Below are 17,679 nucleotides of genomic sequence, written 5' to 3' on the forward strand. Positions count from 1 at the left end.
GCAGCGTTCAGGTTATTTAAATATCCGGGAAGTAAATTTGTTCTTAGCCCACACCCACTGGTACAACCATATGGGGAAGACTATTCCCGTTCCTATTATAAATAACGCAGAAAATATGAATTCTATTATATTTCCGCCCGATAATATGTGTGTTAAAATTGCTTTTTCTCCTCCCATAATCCAGGTATGGAAAAGATAGATGGTCATCGACATGATTCCCAGCCGATTCAGTACTCGGGCAAACACTCGGCCCTGTTGCGAAACGAGCTGCGAAACCGACATCACCATGAAACTGCCGGTTACTCCCAGGACAATCGAGAGGGCCGAAGTAATCGCTCCCAATGGAAGCCGGGCATAGGCAACAGCCAGGGCAACGGTAAGGCCGAGCCAAAGCAACGAACCGCGATACATCACGCGCTCGAGCCACGACGTGCGGGCAATCCACATGCCGGCAACAAAGAAAATGAGATTGCGACTCAACTGAGCGAGGCAAAGCCAGTTGGGAGCCTCACGCCAGAATGCCAACCCCACGGCGAGTAGAGACAAAACAATCAGCCGCTTGCCGGGTTTGAAAAGGGGTGCAATGCAGAAGATGAGGAACAGCACATAGACAAACCACAGGAAATAGCCGGCCTCGGGGAGATACAGCACCCGATACAGGGCATCGAATGTAACCGGGTGATCTACCTGCAAATAGTTGCTCACCCCTATTTTGGTCCCTATGATTGCCCACGAAAGGATAAAATAGGGGTACATCAGTCGCTGGAATTTTCCCCACACCAAGGCTCGATATGACTCCTGTCGGGTAGAACGCTCGTAAAAGAATCCGGCAATCAGAAAAAAAAGCGGCATATGAAAGTGATAGAAAAAACGAATGAAGAGTTCATACCACTCAGGAGCACCAGCGGGAATGTAATGACCGATGACCACCAGTATAATACCGATTCCCTTAGCTATGTCGAACGTAACGTCTCTCCTCTTTTCCATCAGCTTTCTCTATTTCTTTCGCGAAGCCTCCTCAAACGACTCGACAAGACGCCGGGCCACGGCATCGACTGTAATCAAAGGCGCATAGTTTTTACAATTCTCGACATAAAAATCATTCTGCTCTATCACCCGAGCTATATCATCTTCATTCCAGTTGTCTCGAGCAATGCCCAATTGCTCCTTCTCCACGACTTCGCTATCGAACGGTACCCGATTGGTCACAACCGGAGTCGATAAAGCAACCGACTCCATGAGGGCCAACATATTGAGTTCACGCAACGAATCGAAAAGCGAAGCCTTTGACTCTCGGTAATAGCGGAAAAGCTCTTCATGAGGAAGTTTCCCCAACAGAACAATCTGCTTCTCACGTCCCATATCTGCAATCTGTCGGGCATAATCGTTTCGCAAAGCCCCATCGCCTGCGACATACAATATATAGTCGCTATACTGTGGATATTTCGACAGGAAAGCGACGAACTTGCGAATGACCGAAATCACATTTTTCTCCCAAAAAAGACGTCCTACCGTAAGCAACTGTTTTTTCTTAACCGTCGGGAGATCGGTCTGCCCTACCACGATTCCATGCCCAACAGGCTCACTCACTCGTGGCATGTATCGCCCGATAAAACGCTGTGCAACATACGACCGAGGTATCACCCACACCCTGCGCATCAATAAGCGGGCTATCACATTATACCACACATGAGAGGGTATCGATTTCATCTTGCGGTTGTGAGCTCCCAGTTCCTGCCATACGACCGTTTTATGAGGTAATACAAGCGAAGCCATCAATGAAGAAACGGAGAAAATCTCGCTCGTCAACACCATATCGACCTCGCGCCGACGCTTGCGTAAATAGCTCCATACCCCCGGCATAAAAGGCAACACACTGGGCTGGAATATACGTCGCCACACCGATTTCAAAAAAACAACTTTTATCTCATACGATTCTTCCTTTTCAGGTGCATAATCGGCCGCAGCAATCAATGTAACTTCGTGCTCGGCTCGAAGATAGGCCATACACAAATCGTATATCATCGTCTCTTTTATCGATTTTACACGAGGTATAACCCCATTCTCATGCGTGAAAAGTATAGGATTGATTACTATGATTTTCATATGGCTTCTATTTCGAAATACAAAGATAGTGAAAGAAGACAAATAGGCATAGCCTTAATATCAACTGTCTATTCTTTTTCTGGCATATCCTCGCAACTTCTCACCAATCTCCTGTTTCACCTTTTTGGGCTGAATCAAGTAGCTGAGGATAATCACGCTCCCCACATACCCTATCTGACCAACAGCCGAATCAACTTTATAAAAGACCACGGCTCCACCCAACAGGAACAAGATAGGGTACACAATTTCAAGCGATACTCTCACGGGGAAGAACTTCCAGGTATCGATCATTCTGAATCCCAACATAAACAGGTAGGAAAGTATCGACGAGAGTACAATACCCCAAATACCCCACAGCCCGATAAAGAGATAGTTCATGACCAGATTCAGCATGGTGGTAATGATGACTCCTGGCAGGTTGCGAACAGTCTGTTTGGAACACTGATACCCCAAATCGTAGAACGACGCCAAGGCAAAGCAAATAACCGAGACAAACATCGGGTATAGATATTGCAGGCTATCTTGATAACGAGCATCGACCAGCCATGAATAATTGAGTTTCAGCACAAAGACAAAAACCAAAGCCAACACGGTAAGTATCACCGTGTATGTATTGAATATACGAGAGAAAAACTTCTCCCTGTCAGGAGCCTTGTACTGTTTGATTGCCGTCTCCTGCCAAGCTTGATAAACGATAACCGAGAATGTCTCAAGTATGGTCGAGAATTTCATACCCACGGCAAAAATACCATTGGCCTCCAAACCCAAAAAACGCTCGATAAACAATCGGCACGAACTACCCAACAGCCACCAACAAATGGCATTGGGAAGCAACGGCAACGAATATTTCAAAAGAGCCCTATTCAGAGCCTTATCTTTGAAATTGGCCACAAAATAGCGTTTGAATACCCGTGTCTGCAATTCGATAACAATCATTGAAACCAATCGAGCCAATATGTTTGAACAGAAGATTCCACCAATACCCATCTTCAGCCAGGCTACGAAAATCAGGCTGTACAACCCTATCTGGAAAGCGGTGAGAATACCCGCAAAAACGAACTGCTTATTGCGACCCAATCCTCGCACAATCTGTATTTCGACCTCATACAGCGAAAGAGTAATGACAAAGGCAATAATCCATCCCCAATCACGTATCTCGTAAAAAAAGGAGAAGACAATGCCTGCTACCAAAACTACCAGAGACGACTGACTCAGTAATTTATACGAAAACGACACAACACTCTTGCGAGTATATTCATCCTCGTTATCAAGCAAGAACCTGAAGGTACCATCGCGCAGCTGGAAGGTAATGAACCCCATAGCCAGAAACGTAAGCGTGAGCACAATATCGTAGTATCCGAAATCGTCGGGCGAAATGAAATAGGTATATAGAGGTACCAGCAGGAAGGTAATGAGCTTGGAGCCCAAATTCCCTATGGCATAGATAAATATATCGTTGATAAACTTCGCACCTCTGCTCATACTTCTATCTGCCTTTCGGTCTTTGCCTGCTTCTCGGCCAGCGCATGGCGCTCCTTGATTACCGAGATATCCCTAACTATAAATCCCAACAATATCATGGCTACAATACCCGAGCCTTGCAAAAAGACACTACCAGCTATCGACTCGATAGCGAGGAACAAGACAATAAGTATCCCACCCTTATAAAGAGAGATAGCATAGGAGTCTATTACACTGGGTTTTATTTTTCTATATACCCATATCCAGAAATAGAAAAATAAAATAATTCCCACCAGACCAAACTGAACCAGCTCGGGGAAATAGGTATCGGAAACAAAAGGACAATCATCCTCCAACAATCCCCAAACCTCGTCGATACCATACTCTTTGTACAACTGCGAATAACTTACTATACCCGACGAAAAAGTGGCATAGGAGGCCAAGCCCGATCCCAAAAAGGGATGATCGATAAACACTTGAGGCGAACGCACATAGAGTACGGCCCGAGCAAAGGAATCGTCCATATCCTCCGCCCCCGAAAAAAATCCCGACGAAATGAAATAGTAATTTATTTTCCCCCAAGCCACATACAACACGGCACAGAAGACAACCACCATCATGAGCCACTGTTTAAGTTTGACCCTCGACAGGATTCCTGGTTTATACATAAAAAGTATATAAATCGCCACCACAAAAAATCCGTAAAACTTAGCACGAGTACTGAACAATCCAACGGCAAGCATCAGCAGCATAATAATTCGGTCTTTACGGGTCTGGTTTTGACAGGTACAATAGTAATAGATGAGGAATAATATTGTACTGATAATACCAAAATAAGCCACATGGAAAAACGCCACCTCGCCAAATCCGGCTGCAATAATAACAAACATAATGACACTGAGCACAATACTCAGCCGCTTCAGGAACCGTTTCTGTGAAGCATCGAATCGCACCCCCATGGAATAAGCGACATAAAAGGCAATGAAAGGCTTGAGTTGAATAAAAAAGTCGTACATGATTGCCTTTGCCGTATTGTAATGGACAAAAACAAGGGAATAGAGTACATAAAAGAGCATCACTCCAACAACAAAGAAGAGACCTTTGTAGCGCTGATGATTATGATTGCCTAAAATATCGATCATACACAACAAGGCCAGCAACAATGTAATGAGCTCGTCGGAGCTTTTAAACCACATCAACTGATAGGTATAAACCCCGACAATAAGCATCAAAACAAACAGTCCATAGAATATTTTATTCAAGGAAACCATTGCTATCCTCTTCTCGTATGTTTCTCTTAATAACCGTAAGTATGTTTTATTTCTGTGTCGTTCAATACAAATATGACATTTTTCAAAGAACCTTCTGCGGCATAATCCATTGCATTGAACACGCTGTTCTTAGGCGTATAGTTGGCTCGACAAACATAGAGTGTAGCATCGGCAAAACGTGTCAGCGAGAAGGTGTCGGATACCCGCTCTACCGGTGCCGTATCGACAATAATGCAATCATATTTGGCTCGCAGACCGGCAATCAGATCATCCAAACGGCTCGACAACAGTAACTCCGACGGGTTGGGTGGCACGGGCCCCGAGGTAATGACGTCGAGCGACTCGGTCTGCGACAAAATCAACGACGACTCGTCCATACCGTTCTTGGAAATCAAATAGTTGGTAAACCCGGTCTGTGACGAAAGTCCCAGATAGTTGGCTATTTGCGGACTGCGCAAATCCAAGTCAATCAACAGGGTGCGCTTGCCGGTCATGGCAATGGCATAGGCCAGGTTGAGACTGACAAACGATTTGCCTTCGCCCGGCTCGGACGAGGTCACCAGCAATACCCGGGTATCGCTACCGGGCAGGATAAACTGCAAGTTGGAGCGCAACAGACGGAACATCTCGGCCACCGGCTGGTGACTGTTGTTTTTCATCACGAGAGAGTCGGGCAATGCATTGTGTCCTATCTCACCGGCAATGGGCAAGTTGGTCAAACGGCGCAAATCGTTGCGCGAGGCAAACTTAACCGAGAAGATGGTCTTCCCATACAGATAGAAGACAGGCAATATCAATCCTATTCCGAAGGCAATGGCCAGGAGCAACAGCGACTGTGGCGCCACCGGTTTGTTCTTGCTGTATGCAGCGTTGACAATGCGGCACTTGGGCGAGGTAGAGGCCAAAGTCATGGCGCTCTCCTCACGTCGCTTCATCAAGAAGGTATAGAGTTCGTTTTTGATCATCTGGTTACGCTTGATATCCATATAGGCGCGCTCCTGCTCGGGGAAGCCACGAAGTCGGTTTCTGAAATCGACCTCCTGTTTTCTCAAGTCGGCCCGGGCAATCTCCGAACTCTCCTTGGCTTTGGATACCGTATTGAGGATATTGTCGCGCATGGCATCGATCTGTGCCGTGAGGGTACGCAACGAAAGGTTGGAATCCTTGGCGGTGCGCAACAGACGCATACGTTCCAACAACAGCTTGTTGTACTCGTTGATTGCCTCGGCAGCACCCCTGTCGGGCAAACCGGTGGTAATAGGAACCAGCGAATATTTATTCTCGGGACTGTTCATGAAACTATCTACCATCGAGATTATCGAATATTGAGTCTCGGCCTCGAGCAACAGTTTGCGATACTCACTGTTCGCCTCGAGAATAATCTTGGCCTCGGTGTCGATATCCGAGAGGTCGTTTTCTCGCTTGTACTGCTCGATGACGCGCTCGGCCTCATGAAGTTCATTCTCGACCGTAGCCAGACGGTCGTCGATGAACGAAAGCATGTTTTGTGCCTTCAAGTTTTTGTTCAATACGGCATCCTCGTTGTAACATTCGATGAGGGTATCGAGGATGTCTTGGCCCCGTTTACGGTTCGAATCTTTGATTTTTAGAGAGATACCATTGGCTTTTTTGTCCGACAAATCGATTTCGAGACGTTTCTCCAGGAGTTCCGTCTGGGTATCATAGCCATTGATATGAGCTACAAAACGCAATTTCTTATCCGGATTGTAATAGCGAGTCGTGTCGATAACGATGCCCTCACCATAATCGACTCTTATGGGGAAAGAGGTTGCTTCGGTCTCGGCCAGTGTCGTAAAGAAGCCCTGTTTCAAGAGTACTTTGATTTTATCGCTGCCCTTGTTGGTCTGTACCTTTACCACAAACCCCGAAACCAGGGTATCCAACATCGACTCGGGTACATCGACCGTAATCGGTGAATTGCCATAATACTCGACCTTGTTGAAGAAATTTTTCTTGCTCGTATAGATTTTGTTCAATTCGAGGCGTTGCACCATCTCGCGAATGATGGTATGAGACGAGATAACCAGAATCTCGTCGTTTACCGAACCACCGCCAATCATGCCATCCAACGAGAATCCTCCTCCCGTCACATCGCCTACCAGCGAAGAGAGAGCTCCGCCCCCACCCTGCTTATCGTCCTCATTGACAAGAATATCGGCCGAAATTGCATACTGAGGCTTGGCAATCTTCAAATAACAAGCTACCAGAACCACACAAATAAACACCGACCCGGCAAAGAGATACCATCTCTTACGGGCAGCACGCCACAAGGCTAATACATCGACACTATCGTTTCTTCTTTCGGAGGTATAATTTTCTTCCATAAACAGCTTTTTCTTATTTGATAAACAGAGCTATGGCCAACGACGCCAACACCGAGATAGCACTCACAATAGTTCCTGCCACCGATATACGATACGAAGCCAACTGGTTATAATTCGAGTTGTTGCGTTGAGCCTTATTGGGCATCACATAAACTACATCATTTTGTTTCAAGTAGAAATAGGGCGATTCGAACAGGGACTTGTCAGTCAAGTCGAAACGGTGATAGATGCGCTTACCGTTCTCCTCGCGTATCAGCAATACATTGGTACGCTCGCCATAGATGGTCAAGTCGCCGGCCGCACCAATGGCATCGAGTATCGACACCCGCTCGGTCTGTACCTTGATTTGACCCGGATACTTCACCTCGCCCAGCACCACAACCTTGAAATTCATAAACTGGACCAACACAAAGGGGTCTTTCAACTCGGGACGTATCTTATCCTCGATATAATTGGCCAACTCGGTACGAGTGAGACCGGCCGCATGAATACGCCCGACAATAGGGAAATCGATATTGCCTTCGCGGCTCACGGTATATACTTGCAGGTTGGGAACAATGGTGAGTTCCTGCTTCCCGGGCTCGGAGTAGGAAACCGCCGGCAGATTATAGGGAGATGCCGCATCGGGGACTACCGACGAAACCGTAATGGAGAGCATATCGTCGGGGGCTATGCGCAATTCATAATTGCCCACATCGACCTGACCGCTCATCTGTTCGACATCCAAATTTTCGAAATACGTTGCTTTGTTGGTAGCGCATGAAGTCACGAGTAACAACAATGCCAAGATACTTAACTGGTTTATTTTCATTACACTATTTTTTCCTACCAGATTGGCCCGGTATAATTCTAATTTATAACGATAGGATAGCCCCTTTTATTATATGCTACGCCTCAACTTTTGATGCTTTTATTGCAGTTTTTTGCATATAATTTTTCACCTGTTTCGAAACCATCTTGCTCACAGTCGTTTAATACAAGCTCCTCGACCGACATCTCATAAAAAAGATAGATTTAAACGAGCCAGAGGGCGCCTTGTTTGAAAAAGTTTATGTACGTTTGTAACACTTTTTGATATACATTATGAACTTGAACTTTTCTTGGGATTTCTCTACCCCCGAAATATATGGAATGGGGATATTTGTTTTGTTCTGGATTATCGAACTGGTATATCAGTTTTACCTGTTTGATCGTCCGTTCCGTTTCTACAAGAAAAGTGAAAAGGGGAAAACCGACTATTCCTCGGAACGTCCTCCTCTATCGGTCATCGTCTATGCCCAAAACGATGCCGAAAACCTCATCCAGTTCATGCCCCGCATCTTGAATCAGGACTATCCGCAATTCGAGGTGATTGTGGTCAACGACGACTCGACCGACGACTCGAAAGACATTCTGGCCTCGCTCGAAACCCAGTACGACAACCTGTATCACACCTATGTGCCCGAGGGGTCGCGCAACCTGAGCCACAAAAAGCTGGCCCTCACCCTGGGTGTGAAGGCTGCCCAATACGACATCGTGGTATTTACCAACGCCAACTGTTGCCCGTCGGGTAACCAGTGGCTGGCGACCATCGCCCGCAACTTCGTCACCGGCACCGACATCGTGCTGGGCTACACGGCCATGGCCCGCAAGAAGAGAGAACGGCTGTCGTTTTGGTATTGCTCCTACGACAAACTGCTCTTTACCCTGCGTTATCTCTCGTTTGCCCTCATTGGTCGGCCCTTCATGGGCGAGAGTTCCAACCTGGCCTACCGCAAAGCTCTCTTCTTCGAGAACAAGGGATTCTCGAAATACCTGCATCTGCACTATGGCGACGACGACCTGTTTATCAACGAAATAGCCAATCGTGAGAATACTCGGGTCGAACTCTCTGAGGCGGCTCAAATGACTGCCAGCTACGACGACAACTACGAAGCCTGGAAGGAGTTGAAACTGCAATACGACTTCACCTCGAAGTATCTGCACACGGCAGCCAAAGCCATATTTGGTCTCGGCAAGGTGTGTGACTATGCCTTTAACCTCCTGTTTATTTTTCTGTTGGTATGGGGTATCCTGTACAACTGGCTTCTCGTGATTGTAGCTTTGGTACCGGCTCTGTCGATCTTTACCGTCAAAGCTGTGATTTACCGACGCGCAGCCAAAATACTACACTCGCCCCGACTCTTTTTCGCCCTCCCGCTCTTCTCGTTTCTGCAACCGTGGGTAAATCTCTATTTCAACATCATAGGGTCGGCCTCACGGAAGAAGAATTTCACGTGGCGATAAGCGGCCCGATATGGTGCGGACAAAGGCCTACGGCGAAAGCGCATCTTCTGCTCGATACGAAAAAGGTCGCGCCACAACCGTGACACGACCTCTTCTCTACCGGAGACTTTATAAAGGTTTTATTTGACAGCAATTTTCTTTTTCTCCGAGACGGCAGGCATGGTCTTTTTGGGAATCTTCACCGTCAATACCCCATTGTTCTGACAAGCCTCGATGGCGTCGGTATTGACATTATCGGGCAAAATGAGCGTTTGCTGGAACTGCGAGTAAGAGAATTCGCGACGCAGATAACGCCCCTTCTTGTCCTTCTCGTCCTCTTCTTGCTTGCGCTCGACGGTGACTACCAGGTGGTTGTCCTTATCGACCGTAATTTCAAAATCGTCTTTGGTAATGCCGGGTGCGGCAATCTCTACTTCATACTCCTTTTCGGTCTCCACAATATTGATGGCCGGAGCGGCACTGTTGGTCTTGGCAATCCATTCGTTCCCGAAAAAGTCGTTGAAAATACTGGGGAGCCAGTTTTGCTGATGCTTTGCAGGTGTCATAATCTTTTCCTCCTAAATAAGTTTTATACGTTAGTCAACGACGAGGATTTCCCGTCGTCCACCCATAACAACAAGGAGGTCTGCCCTTTGGCTCAGATGCAGGGCGTTAAAGTTGGCGAGAAAAGTACAAAAAGCGTTATGGCTCCACCACCACATCGTAACGCAGCACCTGGTAACTCACCTTGAAGGGACGCCCCGATACCCGTGCCGGCGGGGAATCGACATGATAGTAGTTGCGCGAACGGTCGAAGCTGTCGATCTCGCATTTGCGCGTAGATCCAGGCAGCAAATCACACTCGACCGTACAGGTGCGATAGTCAATCATCTGCCCGTCGGGAGCCCGATAAACGAGTTTGAGCACCACCCGCGAGAGGTGATAAGGCGAATTGTTGCGCAGGAGGAAACTCTCACGAGTATCGCTCATGCGCTTGTCGAAAGCCAGCATATCGACGGCTGTCGGCGAAAAAGCCGGGCGAACGGCCTCCACCGAATCGGTCGTGACCACCGGCTCCCGTTCTACGGGAGTAGCGACAGTCTCACCCGACGGCCCGGTCAAGCACTGTACCGGGATTCGCACCGTCGCACTCTTGCGGGGCATGATGCCCGACGACTGACTCCACAACGGCCCCATCGCCAGCCCTACCCCGAGGAGTGTGAGTATCAAGATCTTTCTCATAACATCAAGGCTTTGCATATCCACACCATCGAGACCAGCAACGTAAAGACGAGCAGATTACGTGCCGTCCCGCCCAACAGCGGGTTCAAGGCCACTCCGCTGCGACGCCCCATCTCCACCCAGGTTCCCAAGTGCAGAAACAGATACAGTACCACAGGCACAAGCCCCTCGTAATAGGGGCCGAGCGGAAGCAGCGAAGGCAACACCAGCCCCACGGCCAGGAAACCATTCACCAGATACCACCAGCGGGCAAAGGGCCGGCCGAAGAGAACCACCGTCGTGCGCTTGTTGGCCGCGGCATCCTCCTCCATATCGCGATAGTTGTTCACCAACAAGATATTGATCGAGAGCAACCCCATGGCCATGGAGAGGAGCAATACCATCGTATCGAAATGCAACGCCTGCACATAGTAGGTGAAGTTGACGGCTATCAACCCGAAGAAGAGAAAAACCGTGGCATCGCCCAACCCGTGATAAGCCAGCGGATAAGGACCCGCCGTATAGGCCAGGGCAAACAGGGCTATGACCACGCCCACCGGTATCAGCTGCCACCCGGCAAAAAAGACAAGTCCCAGCCCCACCACACAGGCCAGCCCCAGTACCACAAAGGTACCCACAAGCATGGCCCGGGGCGAGATGTCGCCCGAAGCGACCGCCCTGCGGGGGCCTACCCGCTGAGCCGTATCGCCCCCTTTGACGAAATCGAAATAGTCGTTGGCCATGTTCGAGGCAATCTGTGCCAACAGGGCAAACAACAGACACAGCAGTGCCGGTGCCCATCGAAAGGAGCCGTCGTAAAATGCGTATGCCGAGGCGGCTATTACCGGGCTTGCCGATGCCGGCAAGGTGCGGGGACGGGCCGCCGAAATCCAACTTTTAATCATTTCTTTTCTTCTTTTTCTTCTTTCTCATCGATTTTGAAACAAGCCCGTATCGCACGGCGTATGCTGTCGGCTTCGGGGCGGTCGTCCCTCAAAATCGTGAGGATTACCCGCAGATACTTGTCTTTATTGGCCAACCCGCACAAGTTGCACACATTGCTGTTGGTGACCATCGATTTTTGGTTATAGACTTTCAGCACCGCCCGATAGTCTCGACTCTTGACATAGGAACGGAACTGACTGCAAATGCTGTTGTAGAGCCCTCGCACATCGGTATCGTCGGTCAAGTGACCTATATGGTCTTCAAATGCCGATATGTCGTTGAAGCGCCGGTCGATCTTGTACTCCAGATTACGCCGTATGCGGTGCCGCGTATGCAGCAGGGCCTGCGACTCGATCTCTTGTGCAAAGAGTTGGATAACGTTGTTTTTCACAATCTCAAACACCTTGTTCTCGTTGCGTTTCATGCGGCGGGCCACAGCCCTGATTACCCCCTCGAGCATCAGCAGATTCTCGACCTCAGCCACCTCGGGCACATAGATGTGACGACTACGCAAATATTCGACTTCGCGATCGGTGCGACGGTCGCGATCAACAATGCCTCGCGATTCGAGGTGATGTATCTCCTTCAAATCGGCAAAGGCCCGGGTCGCCTCGATTACCTTGTTGCAGCCCCCCAGCGGCTTCACGATATACTCGGGGAAAATATAGGGATAGAGCTTCACGTCGATGCTGCCCGTAGCGGCTCCCTCGATAAAGAGTACCGGCTTGCGGCTACCCAGGATATCGAGATACATGCCCTCGGGGAAGGAGTCGTCGTCGTGGATAAACTCGTAGTCCCAGGTCATATGCTCGGCATCGAACGAACGCACCCAAATACAGGTGCTCTCGACCCGCGACGCGGCAAAGTCGATGTCGTGCGTGAGATAGACAAAGGTACAATCCTTGCGCAGACTCTCAATGGAATCCCACAACGATTTCAAAATGGAGTGATGCAGATAAAACTCGGGATCCTCGACGAGAATCACGGCATCGGGCATGGCATAGAGCACGCCGGCAATGTAGTACAGCACCGCCTTCTCGCCCGAGCTCAACCGCAAGGGATTAAAGGGTTCGGAGTCTTCGCTCTGGATAAGCAGCTTACCCTCGGCCCGCAACATCTTGTTCTTGGGAAAGATGCGTTCCCACAACTGCTGTGCCCGGTCGAGGCGGGTGCGAGGCAGCTCGACATGACCTCCATTCTGGACCTCAAATTTGTAGTTAAACAAGTTGCGAAACTCCTCGCTCAACAACAAATAAAGCAGTTGGTCAAACTCGGTAGGAGTCTCTTTCGAAACATAGTGCGAACGCTCGATGGCCTCTTTGTATTGCGCCTCGATAGAGCCTGGCCACACCTCGTGCGGCGGCATGAGACACAGCGCCTTCTGCGCCGAAAGCCAAAAAGCGTGCTCCTTGATCTGGCGGGCTATCTCCAGGCCAAAACGGCTCTTGCCCGCACCATTGGCACCAATCACCGTCACAGTTCGCGACGACAACTTTTCGCCCGGCGAACTGTTGTTTTTTTTCGGGAGCAGTATTTCCATGGTAGCACTTTTTAACGTTATAGAAATCCTTTCTCAAAAATAACTATTTTCGGGAATAATCGGCACAAGATACCGAACTATTTTTCTATTTTTGGGAACTATTTGTAACTGCTAACCCCAAAAGATTATGTTTTCAGGAATTGTCGAAGAAGCCGCTCCTATCGTAGCTCTCACCCACGATAACGGCAATTTGCATCTCACTCTCAAAAGCTCGTTTACTCACGAATTGAAAATAGACCAAAGCGTCGCACACAACGGCGTATGCCTCACCGTGGTCGATATCGACGGCGACTGCTACACTGTCACCGCCATACAGGAGACTCTCGACCGCACCAATCTGGGCTCGCTCAAGGTGGGCGACAAGGTGAACCTCGAGCGCAGCATGCTCATGAACGGCCGCCTCGACGGCCACATCGTGCAAGGCCATGTGGACCAGACGGCCCGCTGCGAAAAGATAGATCTGGTCGATGGCAGCCGCTACTACACGTTTGTCTATGACCTCGATCCCAAGATGGCCGCCAAAGGCTACATGACTGTCGAGAAGGGTTCGGTCACGGTCAACGGCGTGAGCCTCACCGTGTGCAACTCGCAGGACAACAGTTTCCAGGTGGCTATCATCCCCTATACCTATGAGCACACCAACTTCTACCAGATCGAAGTAGGCAGCATCGTCAACCTCGAGTTCGACATCATAGGCAAATACATCAGCCGCATCATGCACTTCGAAAAAGCCTAACCCGCCATGAACGATATCTATGAACTCATAGCCCACCGGCAGAGCGACCGCCAGTACGACCCCAACCGTCCGGTCGAGCCCGAGAAGGTTGCCCGCATCGTCGAGGCCGCCCGCCTGGCCCCCTCGGCCTGCAACGCCCAGCCGTGGCACTTTATCGTGGTCGATGATCCCGAATTGCGCAACCAGGTGGCCGATGCCGTAGCCAGCCGTCTGCTGGGCATGAACCACTTTACCAAACAGGCCCCTGTACACATACTGGTAGTGGAGGAACGGCCCAACTTCACCGCGGGTATCGGCGGCATTATCAAGGACAAACAGTTTCCGCTGCTCGACATTGGCATCGCCGCCGCCCACATCACCCTCGCAGCCACCGCCGAAGGACTGGGCAGTTGCATACTCGGGTGGTTCGACGAGAAGGCCGTGCGCCGTCTGCTCCATATCCCCGACAAGAAACGTGTACTGCTCGACATCGTGCTGGGATACTCCACCCAACCCTTGCGCGAGAAGAAACGCAAACCGGCCAGCGAGGTGATTTCGTATAACAAATACTGATTGCACCCGCCTCACAACACATCTATCCACTAAAGAAAAAAAATGCAGCCGAGCAGGACTCCCCTCCTACCCGGCTGCTCGATTTTATACTAAAATCGATCTTCCCATGAATAGCCCGGCCGCCACACATACCGGCGCCACGACAGCTATTTTATAATCTGCGTATAGGTTATGCGCGGCTGATGATTCTTAGCATACTCGACCCCTATCTCCCGAATCGCATCTATGCGTTTACTCTCGAGAGTCATGGCATTGTCAATGAGTTTATTCTGCATTTCGAGTTCTCGTTTCTGCTCATCCCGAATTTCCGCACCAATCTGCTCGATCAGTTTCAACGACTCTTCATGACAGGCCGACTCGCTATCGACGGTGGCCAGGATGTCGATGGCAGCCTCATAGTCCTGTGTAGAGATGGAACCCCGAGCCTGAGCAATCTTGGCCGAACAGGTAGCGTCTTGATATTTCTTGTAAATTTCAATCGCTACATCCTGCACCTCATCGCTCCCCTCCATCGACGACGGATAGGTCATGAGTAAAGCGAAGGCCTGTTCATACTGCTGCTGCGCAGCCATAGTCCGGGCACTCTTTATCATCTTCTCCTTGTTTTCACGATAATACTGCTTTATCTTGTCCTTGACATCGGTAAAGAAATAGGCATACGTATTATCGTTGGGTGAAATCTTGGAGAAGGCGTTTTTCACCGCATCGGAGATTGTGTTGCCGCTACCCTTCAGGGTTTTCGAGCAACTGCCAAAACCCACATTCGTGTCAAACTGTTTTACAAAAAGAGTCATCTCCAACTCGACGATGTTTATATTCTTCAGTCCCCCCTCGACAAGCGCATTATCGATAATATTGATTTGGGGATACATGACAAAAGAGCCATACGAATCGGAAAAAATTCCATTCCGAGCAGCTACAGATTTCAGCTTGGTCTCCAACAGCTTGAATGATTTAGCATTAATATCTGCCTGCTGCTCGGGAAGTACAATTCCAATTACAATGCTATTGTCTTGTTGCTGGGCAAAACCGATGAGAGAATACCCCAATAATATAAGAGACAGGATGCGTGCTTTCATCGCAAAACTACATAATGGTTATATAAATCGTGGTCCCCTTGATATCTCGTTGTATCTGCAACCCAAGCGAGCGCATGAACTTAAATATCTCCAACCCAAATTTGTTGGGATTGTAATTCGACTGATTCTTGGGATCCTTAAGCGGAATACGAACCTCATCGAATATCATCTGCGTATCGGTAGTGCCCTGGATATGATAATTGTTTTTGTAGGCGTGCTCCTCCATCCACAACTCTATTTCATCGGAGAGCTGCAATCCCTGATTCCCCACTTCGGAAGACATGGAATAGGCCGAGTTCTGATCGAAACCGAAGTTAATCATCACCGAGCGTCCGTTCTCGACGATATCATTGAACTTCATTTGAATCGTATTGAGGAACTCTTCGGCACACGACTCGATGGCCTTGCTGGCCAGTTTGCCGATATCGTCGGTATAGAACTTACCGCTCTCTCCCACCTTATTGGCCAAAGAAGCTCCTGTCGAAATATCATAGGCCGAGACAATGACCTTCACCGAATTTCCCGTATTGGACAACAAGATATCCATCTCGGCCTCTACATAGATATCGGCACCCGACAGCTCTATCAATTGTGCTTTCAAATCGCTCTGATTCTCCTCTTTGAAGACAGCACTTTGCGAGGCCGCCTTGAGTCTCGCGGTAAAATCGACCGTGGTAAATCCCCTGCTGTCAAAGGCCTCCTTTATCTTTGCCAACGTTATGCGCTTGTTGACATCCTGCTCCAGGATAGTGCGTATATCCTCACCCGCCTTGGTGTAAGGGATGACCATGATTTTAGGTTGTACCGTGACTACATCTTGTGCCCACATACCAAGGACACTCATGCAACAAAATAGCACAGATAATATACTCTTTTTCATACTCAATACTTAGAATCCAAACTTTCTTACAATCCCATTCTGCTCCAAATCGAGGCGCAAGGCTCTAATATTCACCTTCACATCCACGATTATCCGTTTCTTTTTGGTAGCATCCTTCTCAAACTGGGAGATAGGGACATTCGATATTATAAAACTATGATAGCGCTCTTTATCAAACAGCTCCTTAAAATAAGCTCCATGCTGCTCTTGAATAGCCTTTTCATTGACCCCGACCAAGGGATACTCTACCTGATTCGAGCCCGGAATACCCCGGAACAGAATCGTCTGTATAGCCACTTTCTCGGCATTATTCATTGCCTCTTTGCTTTTCTTTCCATACGAAAGTACGCGCAAAGAGATGGTTCCGGTCCCATCGGATACATAAGTGACTTTGTCTTGCCCTCTCAATCCAAAGGCAACAATCAACGAGAGAAGCAATAAAAGATTTCGTACTATCAGTCTCATTTGATAATCATTTTACAAACGACATTCGCATTCGAAGCCAATCGGGAGGCCAGCTCTTCGCCCATTTTCGAGGGTACCTTACATTCCGAGAAAGCCTCACCCGACAGTTTAACGACCTCGATCTCACCCAAATCTACGGGATAAGGCTCACCCTCGAGCATCTCGACATATTGCACGGCAAACCGGTCGCCCTGGCTCACGCCCTGCTTTTTCCCAACATTGAGCAAGACTACCTCGGCCTTATTCTTCTTCTCTTTCAGCACCTTGATAATCTTTCCCGAAATGGGGAAATTTTTCTTGAAATACTCATAAATCTCATCTTGAAGAGACTGCATGGCCTGGTTCACCGCACTCTCGGGCGAAAGCATCAGGTCGCTGGCTTTTCCTTCAAAACTAACAGCTTCGGTACTCAATCCGGTAGCGACATCGACTACCTTCATCTGGAACGAAACGCTCCCTTTATATCCTTTTATACTGCCATTGGCATTCTTCATGGCATAAATAGGTATCTTATTGATATGCCCCGTTATCAACTTTTCGGCAGCGACAGCAATATCCTGTTCCACAAGATTCTTGCTATCCAGAAAAGCCTCGCTCTTCTGAAGCTCCAGCTCCTCCTTGATTTTGTCGTGACTAGTGCGATCCACTACTTGGAAACGCTTGGTATTCGTGAGCATCTCGACAACCTTCTCCGTCACCAACCCGGCATACTTGCTATCGGTTTCGCAAGTAAACTGGGCAACCCCGACAACGGGCCTGATATCTGATGATGTTTGTGCATAGGCACAAATCCCACACACAAACATCATCAAGGACCAAAAACATCTTTTCATG

17 protein-coding genes are annotated in these 17,679 nt (G+C 48.7%); 3 read left to right on the top strand and 14 right to left on the bottom strand.

Translation table 11 applies throughout. The annotated features are described in order from the left end of the window. Positions 1 to 12: 12 nt before the first annotated feature. The 6 genes from B5G10_RS06090 to B5G10_RS06115 form a co-directional block, all read right to left on the bottom strand. Positions 13 to 987 carry an acyltransferase family protein gene (locus B5G10_RS06090; protein ID WP_087423846.1) on the bottom strand — a complete coding sequence of 325 codons (975 nt, stop codon included), beginning with the start codon at positions 985 to 987 and terminating at the stop codon, positions 13 to 15. A gap of 9 nt (positions 988 to 996) precedes the next feature. Then, a complete protein-coding gene (locus B5G10_RS06095) occupies positions 997 to 2,106 on the bottom strand; it encodes a glycosyltransferase family 4 protein (RefSeq protein WP_143241078.1) in 1,110 nt (369 codons plus the stop codon). Positions 2,107 to 2,166: 60 nt separating this feature from the next. Beyond that, positions 2,167 to 3,588, bottom strand: a complete 1,422-nt coding sequence (locus B5G10_RS06100) for a lipopolysaccharide biosynthesis protein (protein ID WP_087423848.1) — start codon at positions 3,586 to 3,588, stop codon at positions 2,167 to 2,169. Further along, entirely contained in the window at positions 3,585 to 4,763 is a 1,179-nt protein-coding gene (locus B5G10_RS06105) for a hypothetical protein (RefSeq protein WP_143241079.1), read from the bottom strand. The genes B5G10_RS06100 and B5G10_RS06105 overlap by 4 nt, the downstream gene beginning before the upstream one ends. Positions 4,764 to 4,864: 101 nt before the next feature. After that, positions 4,865 to 7,183, bottom strand: coding sequence for a tyrosine-protein kinase (locus B5G10_RS06110; protein ID WP_087423850.1), 2,319 nt, complete (start codon positions 7,181 to 7,183; stop codon positions 4,865 to 4,867). Positions 7,184 to 7,196: 13 nt separating this feature from the next. Beyond that, positions 7,197 to 7,994 (bottom strand): polysaccharide biosynthesis/export family protein, encoded by a 798-nt coding sequence (locus B5G10_RS06115; RefSeq protein WP_087423851.1) that lies wholly within the window; start codon positions 7,992 to 7,994, stop codon positions 7,197 to 7,199. 320 nt (positions 7,995 to 8,314) lie between these two features. Between B5G10_RS06115 and B5G10_RS06120 the strand changes: the two genes are divergently transcribed. Further along, positions 8,315 to 9,448 carry a glycosyltransferase gene (locus tag B5G10_RS06120; protein ID WP_241147726.1) on the top strand — a complete coding sequence of 378 codons (1,134 nt, stop codon included), beginning with the start codon at positions 8,315 to 8,317 and terminating at the stop codon, positions 9,446 to 9,448. A 119-nt stretch (positions 9,449 to 9,567) separates the two neighbouring features. Here B5G10_RS06120 and B5G10_RS06125 read toward each other — a convergent pair whose 3' ends face one another. The 4 genes from B5G10_RS06125 to B5G10_RS06140 form a co-directional block, all read right to left on the bottom strand. Then, the gene (locus B5G10_RS06125; protein WP_087423852.1) at positions 9,568 to 9,993 is read right to left on the bottom strand and encodes an Hsp20/alpha crystallin family protein; all 426 of its coding nucleotides are present in this window, start codon (positions 9,991 to 9,993) and stop codon (positions 9,568 to 9,570) included. Positions 9,994 to 10,129: 136 nt separating this feature from the next. Then, positions 10,130 to 10,669, bottom strand: coding sequence for a hypothetical protein (locus tag B5G10_RS06130; protein WP_087423853.1), 540 nt, complete (start codon positions 10,667 to 10,669; stop codon positions 10,130 to 10,132). After that, complete coding sequence (locus B5G10_RS06135) at positions 10,666 to 11,553, bottom strand: 1,4-dihydroxy-2-naphthoate polyprenyltransferase (protein WP_087423854.1); 888 nt, start codon at positions 11,551 to 11,553, stop codon at positions 10,666 to 10,668. Before B5G10_RS06135 ends, B5G10_RS06130 begins: the two co-directional genes overlap by 4 nt. After that, positions 11,550 to 13,133, bottom strand: coding sequence for a DUF4435 domain-containing protein (locus B5G10_RS06140; RefSeq protein ID WP_087423855.1), 1,584 nt, complete (start codon positions 13,131 to 13,133; stop codon positions 11,550 to 11,552). The genes B5G10_RS06135 and B5G10_RS06140 overlap by 4 nt, the downstream gene beginning before the upstream one ends. A 127-nt stretch (positions 13,134 to 13,260) precedes the next feature. Between B5G10_RS06140 and B5G10_RS06145 the strand changes: the two genes are divergently transcribed. Then, the gene (locus B5G10_RS06145; RefSeq protein ID WP_087423856.1) at positions 13,261 to 13,869 is read left to right on the top strand and encodes a riboflavin synthase; all 609 of its coding nucleotides are present in this window, start codon (positions 13,261 to 13,263) and stop codon (positions 13,867 to 13,869) included. A 6-nt stretch (positions 13,870 to 13,875) separates the two neighbouring features. Then, on the top strand, positions 13,876 to 14,421 hold the full coding sequence (locus B5G10_RS06150) for a nitroreductase family protein (protein ID WP_087423857.1): 546 nt from the start codon (positions 13,876 to 13,878) through the stop codon (positions 14,419 to 14,421). A 146-nt stretch (positions 14,422 to 14,567) separates the two neighbouring features. On the opposite strand, the gene B5G10_RS06155 is transcribed toward B5G10_RS06150, so the two are convergent. From B5G10_RS06155 to B5G10_RS06170, 4 genes are read right to left on the bottom strand one after another with little or no spacing between them, the layout of a single operon-like run. Continuing rightward, positions 14,568 to 15,500: a hypothetical protein gene (locus tag B5G10_RS06155; RefSeq protein WP_143241080.1), complete on the bottom strand. Its 933-nt coding sequence runs from the start codon at positions 15,498 to 15,500 to the stop codon at positions 14,568 to 14,570. A 7-nt stretch (positions 15,501 to 15,507) separates the two neighbouring features. Further along, positions 15,508 to 16,329, bottom strand: coding sequence for a DUF6175 family protein (locus tag B5G10_RS06160; protein ID WP_232214001.1), 822 nt, complete (start codon positions 16,327 to 16,329; stop codon positions 15,508 to 15,510). 60 nt (positions 16,330 to 16,389) lie between these two features. Further along, positions 16,390 to 16,845, bottom strand: a complete 456-nt coding sequence (locus B5G10_RS06165; RefSeq protein ID WP_087423859.1) for a hypothetical protein — start codon at positions 16,843 to 16,845, stop codon at positions 16,390 to 16,392. Next, positions 16,842 to 17,678, bottom strand: a complete 837-nt coding sequence (locus B5G10_RS06170) for a CsgG/HfaB family protein (protein WP_087423860.1) — start codon at positions 17,676 to 17,678, stop codon at positions 16,842 to 16,844. Before B5G10_RS06170 ends, B5G10_RS06165 begins: the two co-directional genes overlap by 4 nt. Between the last annotated feature and the right edge of the window lies 1 nt (position 17,679).

The organism is Barnesiella sp. An55 (genome assembly GCF_002161555.1).
Lineage (GTDB): Bacteria > Bacteroidota > Bacteroidia > Bacteroidales > Barnesiellaceae > Barnesiella > Barnesiella merdipullorum.